Annotated in this window: 12 protein-coding genes and 1 riboswitch; of the genes, 3 read left to right on the top strand and 9 right to left on the bottom strand. The window is 69.0% G+C overall.

Translation table 11 applies throughout. The features are described 5' to 3' along the window. Window positions 1-20 precede the first annotated feature (20 nt). On the top strand, window positions 21-2,609 hold the full coding sequence (locus tag H531_RS0105075; protein ID WP_022798281.1) for a valine--tRNA ligase: 2,589 nt from the start codon (window positions 21-23) through the stop codon (window positions 2,607-2,609). On the opposite strand, the gene H531_RS0105070 is transcribed toward H531_RS0105075, so the two are convergent. Genes H531_RS0105070 through trpC form a run of 5 tightly spaced genes read right to left on the bottom strand, consistent with a single transcriptional unit; the run spans window position 2,593 to window position 6,934 of the window. Continuing rightward, window positions 2,593-3,156 carry a DUF6812 domain-containing protein gene (locus H531_RS0105070; RefSeq protein ID WP_022798280.1) on the bottom strand — a complete coding sequence of 188 codons (564 nt, stop codon included), beginning with the start codon at window positions 3,154-3,156 and terminating at the stop codon, window positions 2,593-2,595. The genes H531_RS0105075 and H531_RS0105070 overlap by 17 nt on opposite strands. Beyond that, window positions 3,128-5,134, bottom strand: a complete 2,007-nt coding sequence (gene recJ / locus H531_RS0105065; RefSeq protein ID WP_022798279.1) for a single-stranded-DNA-specific exonuclease RecJ — start codon at window positions 5,132-5,134, stop codon at window positions 3,128-3,130. Before recJ ends, H531_RS0105070 begins: the two co-directional genes overlap by 29 nt. Before the next feature lie 3 nt (window positions 5,135-5,137). Further along, window positions 5,138-5,461 (bottom strand): hypothetical protein, encoded by a 324-nt coding sequence (locus H531_RS0105060; protein ID WP_022798278.1) that lies wholly within the window; start codon window positions 5,459-5,461, stop codon window positions 5,138-5,140. Beyond that, a complete protein-coding gene (locus tag H531_RS0105055; RefSeq protein WP_022798277.1) occupies window positions 5,458-6,165 on the bottom strand; it encodes a 1-(5-phosphoribosyl)-5-[(5-phosphoribosylamino)methylideneamino]imidazole-4-carboxamide isomerase in 708 nt (235 codons plus the stop codon). Before H531_RS0105055 ends, H531_RS0105060 begins: the two co-directional genes overlap by 4 nt. A 4-nt stretch (window positions 6,166-6,169) precedes the next feature. Beyond that, window positions 6,170-6,934, bottom strand: a complete 765-nt coding sequence (gene trpC / locus H531_RS0105050; protein WP_022798276.1) for an indole-3-glycerol phosphate synthase TrpC — start codon at window positions 6,932-6,934, stop codon at window positions 6,170-6,172. Between the two features lie 89 nt (window positions 6,935-7,023). Further along, window positions 7,024-7,160: riboswitch (SAM riboswitch) on the top strand. A 136-nt stretch (window positions 7,161-7,296) separates the two neighbouring features. On the opposite strand from trpC, the gene H531_RS0105045 reads away from it, so the two are divergent. After that, window positions 7,297-8,562: an O-acetylhomoserine aminocarboxypropyltransferase/cysteine synthase family protein gene (locus tag H531_RS0105045; protein WP_022798275.1), complete on the top strand. Its 1,266-nt coding sequence runs from the start codon at window positions 7,297-7,299 to the stop codon at window positions 8,560-8,562. Then, window positions 8,559-9,722: a homoserine O-acetyltransferase MetX gene (metX, locus tag H531_RS0105040; protein ID WP_022798274.1), complete on the top strand. Its 1,164-nt coding sequence runs from the start codon at window positions 8,559-8,561 to the stop codon at window positions 9,720-9,722. The genes H531_RS0105045 and metX overlap by 4 nt, the downstream gene beginning before the upstream one ends. 90 nt (window positions 9,723-9,812) lie before the next feature. Here the strand turns inward: metX and mnmE are convergent, their stop codons facing one another. Genes mnmE through hemL form a run of 4 tightly spaced genes read right to left on the bottom strand, consistent with a single transcriptional unit; the run spans window position 9,813 to window position 12,824 of the window. Further along, on the bottom strand, window positions 9,813-11,111 hold the full coding sequence (gene mnmE, locus H531_RS0105035) for a tRNA uridine-5-carboxymethylaminomethyl(34) synthesis GTPase MnmE (RefSeq protein ID WP_022798273.1): 1,299 nt from the start codon (window positions 11,109-11,111) through the stop codon (window positions 9,813-9,815). Further along, window positions 11,108-11,314 (bottom strand): hypothetical protein, encoded by a 207-nt coding sequence (locus tag H531_RS0105030; RefSeq protein WP_022798272.1) that lies wholly within the window; start codon window positions 11,312-11,314, stop codon window positions 11,108-11,110. The genes mnmE and H531_RS0105030 overlap by 4 nt, the downstream gene beginning before the upstream one ends. A gap of 2 nt (window positions 11,315-11,316) precedes the next feature. Beyond that, complete coding sequence (locus H531_RS15230) at window positions 11,317-11,550, bottom strand: type II toxin-antitoxin system HicA family toxin (protein WP_156860453.1); 234 nt, start codon at window positions 11,548-11,550, stop codon at window positions 11,317-11,319. Then, on the bottom strand, window positions 11,550-12,824 hold the full coding sequence (hemL, locus tag H531_RS0105025; RefSeq protein WP_022798271.1) for a glutamate-1-semialdehyde 2,1-aminomutase: 1,275 nt from the start codon (window positions 12,822-12,824) through the stop codon (window positions 11,550-11,552). Before hemL ends, H531_RS15230 begins: the two co-directional genes overlap by 1 nt. Window positions 12,825-13,070 lie beyond the last annotated feature (246 nt).

The raw sequence follows: 13,070 nt of genomic DNA, 5'->3' as shown, positions 1-13,070 counted from the left end.
CGGGTAAAGTAGAGGGTAGCATGGACCTGCCCAAGGCCTACGACCCCAAGACCGTGGAGCCCAGGTGGGCGGAGAAGTGGGCGCAAAACCCCTTCGTGGCGGATCCCAAAAGCGGCAAGCCCCCCTTCGTCATCTTCATGCCGCCCCCCAACGTCACCGGCTCCCTCCACATGGGCCACGCCCTGGACAACAGCCTCCAGGACGCCCTCATCCGCTACAAGAGGATGCGGGGGTTTGAGGCGGTCTGGATCCCCGGCACCGACCACGCCGGGATCGCCACCCAGGTGGTGGTGGAGCGCCTCCTCCTCAAGGAGGGGAAGACCCGTCACCACCTGGGGCGGGAGAAGTTCTTGGAAAGGGTCTGGAAGTGGAAGGAGGAATCCGGAGGGACCATCCTGAAGCAGCTCAAGCGGCTTGGGGCCAGCGCCGACTGGAGCCGGGAGGCCTTCACCATGGACGAGAAGCGCTCCAAGGCGGTGCGCTACGCCTTCTGCCGCTACTACCACGAGGGCCTGGCCTACCGCGCCCCCCGGCTCGTCAACTGGTGCCCCCGGTGCGAGACCACCCTCTCGGACCTCGAGGTGGAGACCGAACCCACCCCCGGCAAGCTCTACACCCTGCGCTATGAGGTGGAGGGGGGTGGGTTCATTGAGATCGCCACAGTGCGCCCTGAAACGGTCTTCGCCGACCAGGCCATCGCCGTCCACCCTGAGGACGAGCGCTACCGGAACCTCCTCGGCAAAAGGGCCCGCATCCCCCTCACCGAGGTCTGGATCCCCATCCTCGCCGACCCCGCGGTGGAGAAGGACTTCGGCACCGGGGCCCTCAAGGTCACCCCGGCCCACGACCCCCTGGACTACGAGATCGGGGAGCGCCACGGCCTAACGCCTGTGGCCGTCATCAACCTAGAAGGGAAGATGGAGGGGGAGAGGGTCCCCGAGGCCCTAAGGGGCCTGGACCGGTTTGAGGCCCGGCGGAAAGCGGTGGAGCTCTTTCGGGAGGCGGGCCACCTGGTGAAGGAGGAGGACTACACCATCGCCCTCGCCACCTGCTCCCGCTGCGGCACCCCCATTGAGTACGCCCAGTTCCCCCAGTGGTGGCTCAGGATGAAGCCCCTTGCCGAAGAGGTCCTGGAGGGCCTCAGGCGGGGAGATATTGCCTTCGTCCCCGAGCGCTGGAAGAAGGTGAACATGGACTGGCTGGAGGGCGTCCGGGACTGGAACATCTCCCGGCAGCTCTGGTGGGGGCACCAGATCCCCGCCTGGTACTGCGAGGACTGTGGGGCGGTGAACGTGCCGCACCCTGAGCGCTACCTGGAAGACCCCACCTCCTGCGAGGCCTGCGGGAGCCCACGCCTAAGGCGCGACGAGGACGTCTTTGACACCTGGTTCTCCTCGGCCCTTTGGCCCCTTTCCACTTTGGGCTGGCCCGAGGAGACGGAGGACCTGAAGGCCTTCTACCCCGGGGACGTCCTGGTGACGGGGTACGATATTCTCTTCCTCTGGGTTTCCCGGATGGAGATCTCGGGCTACCACTTCCGGGGGGAGAGGCCCTTCAAGACCGTCCTCCTCCACGGCCTGGTGCTGGACGAGAAGGGCCAGAAGATGTCCAAGTCCAAGGGGAACGTGATAGACCCCTTGGAGATGGTGGAGCGCTACGGGGCGGACGCCCTCCGCTTCGCCCTCACCTACCTCGCCACGGGGGGGCAGGACATACGGCTGGACCTCCGCTGGCTGGAGATGGCCAGGAACTTCGCCAACAAGCTCTACAACGCCGCCCGCTTCGTCCTCCTCTCCCGGGAGGGCTTTTTGGCCAGGGAAGACCGGCCTACCCTGGCGGACCGCTTCATGCGTAGCCGCCTAAGCCGGGGCATCCAGGAGATCACCGCCCTCTACGAGGCCCTGGACCTGGCCCAGGCCGCCCGGGAGGTCTACGAGCTCGTCTGGAGCGAGTTCTGCGACTGGTACCTCGAGGCCAGCAAGCCCGCCCTAAAGGCCGGAAACGCCCACACCCTAAGGACCCTGGAGGAAACCCTCGCCGCCCTCCTCAAGCTCCTCCACCCCCTGATGCCCTTCCTCACCAGCGAGCTCTACCAGGCCCTCACCGGGAAGGAGGAGCTAGCCCTCGAGGCCTGGCCCGAGCCCGGGGAAAGGGACGAGGAAGCCGAGGAGGCCTTTGAGGCCCTACGGCAGACGGTGACGGCGGTGCGGGCCCTAAAGGCGGAAGCCGGGCTTCCCCCGGCCCAGGAGGTGCGGGTGTACCTCCAGGGCGAGGTGGCCCCCGTGCGGGAGAACCTCGAGGTCTTCCGCTTCTTGAGCCGGGCCGAGCTCCTCCTCGAGGTGCCGGATAAGGCCCTGGTGAAGGCCCTGCCCAAGGTCACGGCGAGGATGCCCTTGGAGGGGCTTCTGGACGTGGAGGAGTGGCGCCGCCGGCAGGAAAAGCGCCTGAGGGAGCTTTTGGAGCTCGCCGAGCGGAGCCAGAAAAAGCTCGCCTCGCCCGGCTTCCGGGAGAAGGCCCCCAAGGAGGTGGTGGAGGCCGAGGAGGCGAGGCTTAAGGAGAACTTGGAGCAGGCGGCGAGGCTCCAGGAGGCCCTCAGCCAAATAGGGTGAGCCTCGGGTCCTGCCCCTCCCCCGGGGCCTCGGCTACCCCCTCGGCGAGGCGCAGGTTGACGGTGACGAAGGGGAAGCGCTCCACGAGCTCTAGCTCCACGATGGGCCGGTCGGGAAGGAAGGGGTAGAGGCCCACCTCCAGGAGGGTTTGGAAGGGCTTGGCCTGGGAGAGAAAGTCGGAAAGCCTAACTCCTCGCGGCAGGAGGAGCTCTCCGGCCAAAAGGTAGTCCCCGAAGAGGAGGGCGAGGCGCCGCTTCTCCAGGAGGACCGGGCTGGCGCGGGGCTCGCTGGGCCTACCCCCCACCACCCACTGCACCCTCTCCTTCCTCAAGGCCAGGAACCCCGTGCTGGCCTTGAGCTCCCCCACCCCGGGGGGATGGCGGAACCCTGGGGTGTAGACCAAGGCGCCGGTCACGGGCAGGTAGGCCCTGTCGGCGTTGAGGAGGTCCGCGGTGCCCGCGCCGGGCACCAGGTAGATCATCCCGTAGACGCGGTAGGCCCCGGTGTAGATCCGGGCCTCATGGGCTTCCCGCGGGCTCTTGTACACCCACCACCTCCCAGTAGGCGAGGAGGGCCTCGCTGAATAGCCCCGGGTGCCGCCTCTCGTAGGCCAGGAGGAGGCGCCGCCCTATAAGGGCCTTGAGCCGCGCCACGTCTACCCCCGGGGTGGGGAGGACGGGGGGGGAGGAAAGCCGGGCCCGGGCCTCCCGACCCAGGGCCACGTCCACCCGCCCCACCGCCACCCGGTACGGGGGCAGGCCGAGCCAAAGGGAGGCCTCCTCCGGGGGGAGAAGGCGGAAACCCTTCTTTCGGGCGTAGGCCAGGCCCTCTGGATTGTCCTCGGGAATGTACACCCCCTCCCCCAAGCAGGCCCGGGCCAGGGCCTCAGGTAAGGGTAGGGGAAAAGCGAAGGGCTCCACGCCTCCAAGAAGCTCCCCCCTTTCCCGGAGGCCCGCCGCCTGCACCTCGTAGGAAAGGGAGCCGTTCCAGGCGTTTTCCGTGAGGATGCCCGCCACCTCCACCTCCTTGGGCAGTTCCCTTTCCCCCTGGCGCCAGGCCACCACCCGCACCCCCTCCAGGCGGAAGGCGAGATGCCGGCCCTCCCCGAGGGTGCGGACCTCCTCGGGGGACCCGGAGAGGAGGAAGAGGGGCTCGGGGTTTCCTGCCCCATAGGGCTCGAGGGCCGCAAGCTCCCGGTAGACCCCGGGCAGGAGGGAAAGGGGGGGCAAGGGGGTGAGGAGAGGCACCTCCAGGAAGGGGTCGGGGAAACGGGCGGCATAGGCCAGGAGGCGCTCCTTGAGCTTGGGGAACCGGGCCTCGTCCAGGGCGAAGCCCGCCGCCTCCCTATGCCCTCCGTAGCGGAGGAGGAGGTCCTCCACGCTCTTCAGGGCCTCTACGGCGCTGACGGGGGCAAGGCTCCGCACCGTTCCCTTGCCCTGGGCCACCAGGAAGACGGGCCGGAGCGTGGCCTCCAGGATGCGGCTCGCCACGATCCCCATCACCCCCGGGTGCCCCTCGGGGTCGTGGAGGACGATGGCCTTCGCCTCCGGGTCCGCCTGGGGCAGGAGGCGGCGGAGCATCTCCTCCTCTATGGCCTGGCGGCGGGCGTTTAAGCGGGAAAGTTCCTCCACCAGCGCCCGCGCCTCGGCCTCGTCGTCGGTGAGGAGGAGTCTTAAGGCCTTCTCCGCCTCCCCGAGGCGGCTTGCGGCGTTGAGGCGGGGGGCGATGCGGAAGGCCACCTCCACGGCCTTTCCCGTGTACCCCACGGCCTCGGCCAAAAGCCTCAGGCCCACCCAGGAGGAGGCCGGAAGCCGGGCGAGGCCCTCCCGGACCAGGGCCCGGTTCCAGCCCCAAAGGGGCGCCACGTCGGCGATGGTGCCCACCGCCGCCAGGTCGGCGTACTCCAGGGGAGGTGGGAGGGAAAGCCTTTCATGGAGCGCCCAGAGGAGGAGAAAGGCCACCCCCGCCCCCGTGGGGTGCTCCCCCAGGCCCGGAGTGTAGGCGGGGTGGAGGACCACCCCCGGTGGGGGCGTGTCCTTGGGGGTGTGGTGGTCGGTCACCAGGACCTCCACCCCGCTTTCCAGAAGCTCCCCAAGCTCCGCGTGGTTGGTGATGCCGCAGTCCACGGTGAGGAAGAGGTCGCACCCCTCGGCGTGTTCGGGAAGGCGCTCCCTTAAGACGCCGTAGCCCTCCTCGAGGCGGTGGGGGATGAAGGGGTGGACCTCGGCCCCCAAGGCCCTAAGCCCCCTCAGGAGAAGGGCCGTGCCCGTGAGGCCGTCCGCGTCGTAGTCCCCGTGGATGCGGATGCGCTTCCCCTCCTTCAGGGCCTTCACTAGCAGGTCTACGGCCCCCTCGAGGCCCAAGAGGGGAAGGAGGCGGAGGGGCGGGTCCAGGTCCTCCGGCCGCCGCACCCCCCGGTGCCAGTAGGCCAGGGCCGCCTCCGGCCCCACCCCGAGGGCCGCCATCACCCCCCGCCACTCGGAAAGGGGAGGCAGGGGAAGAAGCCGCCAGCGCACCCGGTCCATAGGTCAAGCGGGCCCCTCGGGCTCGCGGTCAGGGATCCGGGGGATCTCCTCAATGCGCGCCTGCCTGAGGGCCTGCACCTCTCCCTGGAGCCGCCGCACCTCGCGAAGGAGCCCCCGCCTCTCCCCCACCCCCCTTAGCCAAAGGGCCAAGGCGAAGGCCCCCCCCACGAGAAGGCCCAGAAGGTAAGCCCCAGGAAGGAGGCCATAGAGGGGCACGGGGCCCCAAGGGGAAGGAAGGGCCAGAAAGGGGTAGGCGTAGTAGAGGTAGAGCCCCACCCCCGCCACCCCGAGGCTCACCAAGAGGAAAACCCACTGCACCAACTTCATACCACCTCCAAGGCTTCGCTTAGCCGGACCCGTCCCTCGTAGAGGGCCCTACCCAACACGGCCCCCTCCACCCCAAGCCGCTTCAGGGCGAGGAGGTCCTCAAGCCCCGCGATCCCCCCTCCGGCGAGAAGCTCGTGGGGCCAGGCCTCCCGCACCCGGGCCACCACCTCCAGGTCCAAACCCGCAAGGGTCCCGTCCCGGCGCACGTCGGTGTAGAGGACGGTGCGGACCCCCAAGGCCGCCCAGGTCCTAAGGAGGTCCAGGGCGGAAACCGGGGCGGCCTCCTGCCAGCCCGCAACCCTCACCTCGAGGCCCCGGGCGTCCAGGGCCACGGCCAGGCGCTCGGGGCCCGCCTCCAAAAGCATCGCTTCCAGCAGGGGCAAGTCCTTCACCGCCACCGTGCCCACCACCACCCGGCGGGCCCCCAGGGAGAGGGCCTCCTTTAGCGCCTCCAGGGAGCGGATTCCCCCGGCGAGCTGGAAGGGGATGGAGAGGGCCCCCGCCACCCGGCGCACGGCCTCGCGGTTGTCCCCGGTGCCTAAGGCCCGGTCCAGGTCCACCAGGTGGAGAAAGGTGGCCCCCTCCTCCTGAAAGCGCCGGGCGGCCTCCACGGGATCCCCGTAGGCGGTCTCCTGCGAGGGGTCCCCCTCGCGAAGGCGCACCGCCCGGCCGCCCTTTAGGTCCACGGCGGGGATGAGCCGCATGGCCCTATCCTACAAGCTCCCGCACCGCAGCCGCCAAATCCGCGCGCCGCATGAGGCCGGTACCCACGAGGACGGCATCAAACATCCCCTTTAGGGCCTTTAGCTCCTCTTTGCGGGAATACCCGGACTCGGCCACCAGGACCCCCGAAAACCCCCGCTTGCGCGCCAGCCGACCCAGGCGGGGCGCGGTGTCCAGGTCCACGCGGAGGGTGGCGAGGTCGCGGTTGTTGATGCCGATGACCTCGGCCCCGGCCTCGAGGGCCAGCTCCAGTTCCCTTTCCGTGTGCACCTCCACCAGGGCCTCGAGGCCAAGCCGCCTCGCCTCCTCCAGGTAGGCCCCCGTGCCTTCCCCGAGGAGGGCCACGATGAGGAGGGCGGCGCTCGCCCCAAAGGCCCGGGCCTCCTCCAGCATGAAGGGGTCCACCACGAAGTCCTTGCGGAGAAGGGGAAGCGCTACCGCCTCCCGCACCCGCACAAGGTCGGCAAGGCTCCCCCCGAAGCGGTGGGGCTCGGTGAGGACGCTGATGGCCCGGGCACCCCCCGCCGCATAGGCCTTGGCCGCCTCCACGGCGTCCACCTGCCGTATAGGCCCCTCCGAAGGGCTTGCCCGCTTCACCTCGGCGATGAGGGCAAGGCCTCCTCCCCTTAGGGCCTCGCGGAAGGAGGGCACGGGAGGGGGCGCAGGCAAGGGGTAGGGGACCACCTCCCGGGCCCGCGCCCGGGCGATCTCCCCCAAGACCCCAGGCACCTGGGAAAGGTCCGGCCGCATGGGGGCATTCTACGGGGTATTGACGGCGGCGCGGGGGGTTTCTACACTATCCCCTAACCGCGCCGGGGCGCGGCGAAAACCAGCCCGTTCTCTTATCCAGAGCGGTGGAGGGTACGGCCCTGCGAAACCGCGGCAACCTCCCGCCCCTTCCGTTCCATGGCCGGATGCGGGCGGGGCTGGTGCCAAGGCCGGCCCGGGCGGGGGAAACGCCCGGGGACGATAAGAGAGGGGGGTAAGCGCCACGCCCAACCCCTTCTTGGCGAGAGAACGGTCTTGCCGGGAAGGGGTGCTTTTTAGCCCCTTCAAGGTTGCGCGCCCGCGTGACCCAAGCGCCCCAGGCCGGGTCTTGGAAAGGAGGCTGTATGCGCTTTGAGACCCTGCAGCTCCACGCGGGCTACGAGCCCGAGCCCACCACCTTAAGCCGTCAGGTCCCCATCTACCCCACCACGAGCTACGTCTTCCAAAGCCCCGAGCACGCCGCAAGCCTCTTCGCCCTAAAGGCCTTCGGGAACATCTACTCCCGCATCCAAAACCCCACGGTGGACGTGCTGGAAAAGCGCCTCGCGGCCCTGGAAGGGGGCAAGGCGGCTTTGGCCACCTCAAGCGGCCACGCGGCCCAGTTCCTGGCCCTCACCACCCTGGCCCAGGCGGGGGACAACCTCGTCTCCACTCCCAACCTTTACGGGGGGACCTTCAACCAGTTCAAGGTGACCCTGAGGCGCCTCGGCATAGAGGTGCGCTTCACCTCCCGCGAGGAGCGCCCCGAGGAGTTCCTGGCCCTGACGGACGATCGGACCCGGGCCTGGTGGGTGGAGTCCATCGGCAACCCCGCCCTCAACCTCCCCGACCTCGAGGCCTTAGCCCAGGCCGCCCGGGAAAAAGGGGTGGCCCTCATCGTGGACAACACCTTCGGCATGGGAGGCTACCTCCTTAGGCCCCTGGAGTGGGGGGCCGCCCTGGTCACCCACTCCCTCACCAAGTGGGCGGGCGGGCACGGGGCGGTGATCGCCGGGGCCATCGTGGACGGGGGGAACTTCCCCTGGGAAAACGGCCGCTACCCCTTGCTCACCGAGCCCCAGCCCGGCTACCACGGCCTGAGGCTCACCGAGGCCTTCGGGGAGCTCGCCTTCATCGTCAAGGCCCGGGTGGACGGCCTCCGCGACCAGGGACAGGCCCTAGGGCCCTTTGAGGCCTGGGTGGTCCTCCTCGGTCTGGAAACCCTCTCCCTTAGGGCCGAGCGCCACGTGGAGAACACCCTGCACCTCGCCCACTGGCTTTTGGATCAGCCCCAGGTGGCCTGGGTGAACTACCCGGGGCTGGAGGGCCACCCCCACTATGAAAGGGCCCAGAAGTACTTCCAGGGCAAGCCGGGGGCCGTCCTCACCTTCGGCCTCAAAGGGGGGTACGAGGCGGCGAAGCGCTTCATCTCCCGGCTCAAGCTCATCTCCCACCTGGCCAACGTGGGGGATACCCGGACCCTGGCCATCCACCCCGCCTCCACCACCCACTCCCAGCTCTCCCCCGAGGAGCAGGCGCTGGCCGGGGTTTCCCCGGAGATGGTGCGGCTTTCCGTGGGCTTGGAGCACGTGGAGGACCTGAAGGCGGAGCTCAAGGAGGCCCTGGCATGAAGGAGATCCCCCTTGGTCAGGCGAAAGCCTGTTTTGAGGCCTGGGGGGAGCACGAGGCCCTCCTCCTCAAGCCCCCCCGCTCCCCCCTCTCCATCCCTCCGCCCAAGCCCCGCACCGCCGTGCTCTTCCCCAAGCGGGAGGGGTTCTACACGGAGCTCGGCGGGTACCTCCCCGAGGTGCGCCTTCGCTTTGAGACCTACGGCAGGCTTGCGAGGAGGCGGGATAATGCTGTCCTTGTCTTCCACGCCCTCACGGGAAGCGCCCACCTGGCGGGCACCTACGACGAGGAAACCTTCCAAAGCCTCTCCCCCCTGGAGCAGGCCTTCGGCCGGGAAGGCTGGTGGGATAGCCTGGTGGGCCCGGGCCGGATCCTGGACCCCGCCCTTTACTACGTAATCTCCGCCAACCACCTGGGAAGCTGCTACGGCTCCACCGGCCCCCTCTCCCTGGACCCCCTTACGGGGCGCCCCTACGGCCGGGACTTCCCCTCCCTCACCCTCCGGGACCTGGCCCGGGCCCAGGCAAGGCTTCTGGACCACCTGGGGGTGGAGAGGGCCACCCTCATCGGGGGAAGCCTCGGCGGGATGGTGGCCCTAGAGTTCGCCCTCATGTATCCAGAAAGGGTCAGGAAGCTCGTGGTCCTGGCCGCCCCCCCCCGGCACGGGCCCTGGGCCCGGGCCTTCAATCACCTCGCCCGGCAGGCCATCCTGCAAGACCCCGAGTACCAGAGGGGGAACCCCGCCCCCAAGGGCATGGCCCTCGCCCGGGGGATCGCCATGATGAGCTACCGGGCCCCCGAGGGGTTTGAGGCCCGCTGGGGCGCGGAGCCCGAGCTTGGGGAAAGCTACCTGGACTACCAGGGGGAGAGGTTTCTAAAGCGATTCCACGCAGAAAGCTACCTCGTCCTCTCCCGGGCCATGGACACCCACGACGTGGGCCGGGGCCGGGGCGGGGTGGAGGAGGCTCTGAAGCGCCTAAGGTCCATCCCCTCCCTCTTCGTGGGGATAGACACCGACCTCCTCTACCCCGCCTGGGAGGTGAGGCAAGCGGCCCGGATGGCGGGGGCCCGCTACCGGGAGATCAAGAGCCCCCACGGGCACGACGCCTTCCTGATAGAGACGGACCAGGTGGAGGAGATCCTCGAGGGCTTCCTCCCCTAATACCACCCCATCCTGGCCCAAGCCAGCATGGGGGCCCCGGCACCACGCCTGGGCTTGGGCGAAGGATTCCCGCCCAAGGGGCACTTCGCTTCACTTCCCCACGCAGAAGTTTCGGAAGACCCGGGCCACCACCTCCTCCCCCACCTCCTTGCCCGTGAGGAGGGCAAGGGCCCGGGCCGCCTCCTCCAAGGCCAAGCCCATGAGGTCCTCGGGGAGGGCGAGGGCCTCCTGGAGGCGCTCCTTGGCCCTTAGGAGGGCCTCCACCTGGCGCTCGGTGAGGAGCACCTCCCCGCCCTCCCTCCCCAGAAGGGCCTCCTTCAGGGCTTCCTTCAGCCGGTCCAACCCCTCCCCCGTGAGGCTGGAAACGGGGAGGAACCCGGGGTCCTCCCAGGCCGGGGGGAGGTCGCTCTTGGTGGCCACCTTGAGGGTCCTCTCCCAGGGAAGGGGGGGCGGGGTGGGCCTGGGCAGGGAGCGGTCCACCACGTAGAGGATGAGGTCCGCCTCCTCGGCGATCCTGAGGGCCCGTTCCACTCCCATCCGCTCCAGGGGGTCTTCCGTCTCCCGCACCCCGGCGGTGTCCACGGCCACCAGGGGAAGGCCGAAGAGCTCCAGGGGGGCCTCGAGGTAGTCCCGGGTGGTGCCGGGAAGGGGGGAAACGAGGGCCCTTTCGTAGCCCAAAAGGGCGTTCAAGAGGGAGCTTTTCCCGGCGTTCGGGGCCCCGATGAGGGCGAGGCGGGCCCCCTTTTGGGCCAGGCGGGAGGCCTTGGCCTGGGCGAGGAGGGCCTCCACCTCGGCGAGGACCTCGCGGATGGTCCGTGCCGCCTCCAGGGGCTCCACGCCCTCCTCGGGATAGTCCAGGAGGGCCTGGACGTGGGCGAGGAGGTCCAGGAGCCGCCCCTCCAGCCTTGCGATCCTCTTTGAAAGCGCCCCCTCGAGGGCCCTCAGGGCCTGACGCCTCGCAAGCTCCCCCTCCGCCTCAACGAGGGCCAGGACCGCCTCCGCCTGGGCCAGGTCCAGCTTGCCGTGGAGGTAGGCCCGGAAGGTGAACTCCCCCCGCCCCGCGGGCCGTGCGCCCTCCGCCACCAGGACCTCCATCACCCGCCGTAGCACCGCAGGAGAGCCGTGGGTCTGGAACTCCACCAGGTCCTCCCCCGTGTAGGAGCGGGGGGCGCGGAAGACGAGGAGGAGGGCCTGGTCAATGGCCTCCCCCGTCCTGGGGTCCACCACCTCTCCAAAGGTGAAGCGCCCTCCCCCAAGGCGCCTCGGGTCCTTCCCCCGCCAGACCCTTGCGGCGATCTCCAAAGCCCCCTCCCCCGAAAGGCGCACCACGCCCACCGCCCCCTTCCCGGGAGCGGTGGCCACGGCGCAGATGGGGTCCTTGAGGTTCACGCCACGTCCACCTGGACCTCTTCCCGGATCACCTTCAAGGGGCGGCCCAGGTGCTCCTCCAAAAAGCCAAGCGCGTCCTGAAGGGCCTCTTCTGGGGTGAACCCGTACCCTTGAAGCTCCGGATAGTCCAAAAGCTGGGCCACGTAGGGCTCGTGCTTGCCTTCCAACTCGGGATGGTACTCCACCAGCACCTTAAGCCTCATCCTCAAGCCTCCCTATGGCTCTCAACAAGGCCTTTACCGCTTCGGGATGAACAGGATCGCGGGTGGGGCTCGTGGACACTTACCACTAAGCCAGTAGGATGCACAAGCCTCCTCCTGCTACCCTTGCCCACTTTCAGGGAGAAGCCGTAAGCCTCGGCCAAGCGCAGGAAATCTTCCCAGGAACACCTGGTGACCCGGACGCGGACCCTGGCGAGAAGCTCCTCTCTCCCGCCCATTATAGGGCATTCTCTAGGGCCTCGAGGGTCCTTTCCACATCCTCCTCCCTGTGGGCCACGGAGAGGAAAGCCGCCTCAAAGTTAGAGGGGGGCCAATACACTCCCCTGTCCAGAAGACCATGGAAGAAGCGCTTGAAGAGCTCCGTGTCCGTGCGCTTGGCGTCCTGGAAGGTGACCACGGGACCTTCGGTGAAGAAGACGGTGATCATGGAACCCACCCGGTTCACCGCATGGGGAAGGCCCTTTTCCGAGAGGACCTCTTTTAGGCCCGCCTCCAGCTTAGCCCCGAGGGCCTCCAGGTAACGGTAGTACCCGGGGTTTTCCTCCAAAATCTCCAAGGTGGCAAGCCCTGCCGCCATGGCGAGGGGGTTCCCGGAAAGCGTCCCCGCCTGGTAGACCGGGCCCAGGGGGGCCACCTTCTCCATGATCTCCCGCCTCCCCCCGTAGGCCGCAGCGGGAAGCCCTCCGCCCAGGATCTTCCCCAGGGTGACGAGGTCGGGCTTTAGGCCAAGGAGCTCCGTGGCCCCCCCGAAGGCCAGGCGGAAGCCCGTCATCACCTCGTCGGCGATAAGGAGGACACCAAACTCCCGGGCCTCGTGGAGGGCCTTCAGGAACTCGGGGGTAGGCGCGAGGACCCCAGCGTTCCCCACCACCGGCTCAAAGAGGATGGCGGCGATCTCCTCGCCCCGCCTCCTTAAGGCCTCCCGCAGGCCTTCGGGGTCGTTGTACTCCAGGACCAGGGTGAGCCTGGCGTAGGCCTCGGGCACCCCGGCGGAGGAGGGAACGCCCAGGGTCAGGGCCCCCGAGCCCGCCTCCACCAGGAGGCCGTCCGCGTGGCCGTGGTAGTTGCCCCGGAACTTGACGATGTAGGGCCTCCCCGTATACCCCCGGGCGAGGCGGAGGGCCGACATGGTGGCCTCCGTCCCCGAGTTCACGAAGCGCACCAGGTCCACCCCCGGGTAGGCCCGCTTCACCTTCTTGGCCAGGGCCACCTCCAGGGGGTTTGGCGCCCCGAAGGTGAGGCCCCTTTCCAGGGTCTCCCGCACCCTGGCGAGGACCTTGGGGTGGGCGTGGCCCAGGATCAGGGGGCCCCAGCTCATCACGTAGTCCAGGTAGCGGTTTCCGTCCGCATCCCACACATAGGCCCCCTCGCCCCGCACCAGGAAGGGGGGGGTGCCGCCCACGGCCTTGAAGGCCCTGACCGGGCTGCTCACCCCGCCCGGGATGTGCCGCTTCGCCTCCTGGAAGTAGGCCTCGGAGATGGGCCGCTCCATGCTCCCTACTCTAGCGGGTCCCGGCCGGAAAAAGTGGGGAAAAAGCCCTAAGCGCCCGCACCTTGGCCGGGACTACGGAGCCCCCTTTTCGGGTCCCCGCCTGAGCCAAAGCCGAAGCGGGGGGCTTAGGCCCCGAAGAGGTCCTTTAGGGTAAGGCGGAAGCCCGGAAGGGCCTCTCCTGCCGGACCTCCCCGTCCACAAGCTCCCCCCGCTCCTGAGGCAGGGCGAAGAACTCCTCGGCCTCGA

This window comes from Thermus islandicus DSM 21543, from assembly GCF_000421625.1.
GTDB lineage: Bacteria > Deinococcota > Deinococci > Deinococcales > Thermaceae > Thermus > Thermus islandicus.
Note: the sequence above shows the minus strand (reverse complement) of the source record. Positions and strands in the feature narration are given on the sequence as shown.